This window comes from Hydrogenivirga sp., from assembly GCF_056450045.1.
This window is the reverse complement of sequence record NZ_JBWONM010000005.1, coordinates 1-2,452: the sequence shown is the minus strand read 5'-3', so window position 1 is coordinate 2,452 and position 2,452 is coordinate 1. Positions and strand designations below refer to the sequence as shown.

4 protein-coding genes are annotated in these 2,452 nt (G+C 52.2%); 3 read left to right on the top strand and 1 reads right to left on the bottom strand.

Translation table 11 applies throughout. The features are described from left to right. The 3 genes from AC1HCM_RS00125 to AC1HCM_RS00115 all read left to right on the top strand — a co-directional run. Positions 1-212 (top strand): endonuclease V (locus AC1HCM_RS00125; RefSeq protein WP_479459743.1); only part of this gene is annotated, 212 nt, incomplete at its 5' end. A gap of 47 nt (positions 213-259) precedes the next feature. Continuing rightward, positions 260-934: a protein disulfide oxidoreductase gene (gene pdo, locus AC1HCM_RS00120; RefSeq protein WP_479459742.1), complete on the top strand. Its 675-nt coding sequence runs from the start codon at positions 260-262 to the stop codon at positions 932-934. Positions 935-939: 5 nt separating this feature from the next. Continuing rightward, a complete protein-coding gene (locus AC1HCM_RS00115) occupies positions 940-1,671 on the top strand; it encodes a ferredoxin reductase (RefSeq protein ID WP_479459741.1) in 732 nt (243 codons plus the stop codon). Here AC1HCM_RS00115 and AC1HCM_RS00110 read toward each other — a convergent pair. After that, positions 1,668-2,452 (bottom strand): glycosyltransferase (locus AC1HCM_RS00110; RefSeq protein ID WP_479459740.1); only part of this gene is annotated, 785 nt, incomplete at its 5' end. The genes AC1HCM_RS00115 and AC1HCM_RS00110 overlap by 4 nt on opposite strands.

Below are 2,452 nucleotides of genomic sequence, written 5' to 3'. Positions count from 1 at the left end.
CATACTCTTACCTCAAGTACAGAGGTAGAATACTGGGTGCTGTGGTGAGAACTAAGGACAACGTCTCTCCCGTTTTCGTATCTGTGGGGCACAGGATAAGCCTGAAGACCTCCATAGAGCTCGTCCTGAAGACCTCAAGGTACAGGATACCTGAACCCACAAGGCTTGCCCACAACCTACTCCAGAAGGTCAGGAGGGAGAGCCTACGATGAAAATTAAGGAAATTAGAATATATTTATATCCTGATAGGAGGTGAGAGATGCTGCTCGGTCTGGATGTGAGAGCCCAGATAAAGGAGATACTTGACAAGGAGTTTAAAGAGCCTGTTACCCTCAAGCTCTTTTCACAGGCTATAGGCTGTGAGAGCTGTCAGACGGCTGAGGAACTACTGAAGGAGCTTGCGGAGGTCGCCGGCGAAGAGAGGATAAAGTACGAGCTCCACGTCCCGACCCTTGAGAAGGAGCTTGCCCAGAAGTACGGCGTTGACAGGATACCCACTATAGTGATAGAGGGAGACAAGGACTACGGCATCAGGTACATAGGGCTTCCCGCAGGTCTTGAGTTCAGCACCCTCATTCAGGGGATAATCCAGGTTTCCAAGAGGGAGCCAAACCTCTCCGAGAGCACCCTTGAGCACCTGAAGAAGATAGACCTGCCAATAGAGATAATGGTCTTTGTGACCACCTCCTGCGGATACTGCCCTGCGGCGGCGGTGATGGCTTACAACTTTGCCTTAGCGAGCGACTACATAACAGCGAAGGTCATAGATGCCTCCGAGAACCCCGACTTAGCCCAGAAGTTCCAGGTGGTCGGCGTCCCCAAGATAGTCCTTAACAACGGTGTGGCTGAGTTCGTGGGTGCTCAGCCCGAGAACGCCTTCCTTGGCTACGTTGTTGCAACCTACGAGAAACTCAAGAAGGAAGGCGGAGTTTGAGGGAGTTGGAGAGAAGGCCTCTGCGGGAGTTTACAGCTCCCGTGGTTGAGGTCATAGAACAGACACCTACCACGAGAACCCTCGTGTTTGACATAAGTGGGGAGGAGTTTGAGTTCTATCCCGGTCAGTATGTGATGCTCAAGGTCCCCTACCCACCTACCGGTGAGGAGTTGAAGAGGGCTTACTCAATTGCCTCAAGCCCTCTCCAGAGGAATAGGCTGGAGCTTACGATCAAGCGGAAGGAAGGGGGTAAGGCGTCCGTCATACTGACGACCCAGGTAAGGGAAGGGGACAGCTTTTTCATAAAGGGACCTTACGGTAAGTTCTACTGGACGGAGGAGCTCTCCACCCGTATTGTGCTCATAGGTGCTGGGAGTGGCGTAGTTCCGCTGATGTCAATTCTGAGGTACATAAGGGACAAGGAGCTCCACAACGTGAGGGCTACACTGCTTGTATCCTACACATCCTATGAGGAGATAATCTACAGGAAGGAGCTGGAGGAGCTCTCCAGACACTCAAATATCAAAGTTAGAATTACCTTGACGAGGAAGGTTCCCGAAGGTTGGAAAGGGCTGAGGGGCAGGATTGATGCGGATATGGTTCTGGGGGAGGTTGAGGATATACCAGCCAACCTTTACTACCTCTGCGGACCTCCCGCCTTTGTGGATGACATGAAGGAGCTCCTTCTCCAGCTCGGTGTTGAAAGGAAGCAGATAAAGACCGAAAGGTACGACTAAAGTCCAAGGAGCTTTTCGTATAGTCTCAGATAACTCTCTACAAAGCTCTCCTCCCTGAACATCCTCGCCCTTTCCCTTGCCTTCTCCGAGTATTTATCCCACAGTTCCCTGTCATCCAGAAGCCTGAGGATCTCCTGGGCGACCTCCTCCTCCGATTCCTCACACAGCACTCCCCCCTCTCCGACCACCTCGGGGGCTGAGCCCTTCCTAAGGGCAACAACTGGGAGCCCACAGCCCATAGCCTCACCGAACACAAGACCGAAGGTCTCCGTCTTTGAGGGAAGAAAGAAGAGAGAGGAAGAGCGGTAGAGGTCAGGGAGCTTCCTCCTCTCAACCCTACCTAAGAACTTAACCTTCAGCCTCAGCTTTTGGGCGTATCTCCTTAGCTTCTTCTCCTTGGGTCCTTCCCCCGCTACCCAGTACTCGGTTCCTCTCTCCCTCTGAACGATAGCCATAACCCTGAAGGCAAACTCAAGGTTCTTCTCAGGGGCGAGCCTTGAGACCGTTAGGACCCTGTTCCTGAACTCTGGAGGGCTTGGGAAGAAGAAGTAATCGGGTATTCCTGGATATATAACTTCATAGACCCTTCCTTCGCCGAGGAAGGGGGCGTAGGTGTTCTTCTGGTACTTTGATAGGAATACGAGGGCGTCCGTCTGCCTGCTCATGAACCCAACGAGGAGCTTAGCCATCTTCCCGTTGTCAAGCTTTATTGAGTAGTGGGAGATGTGCCTTGGGTCTATGTGGATAGTTCCCACGACCGGTCTTTTTATGTACTTGGATA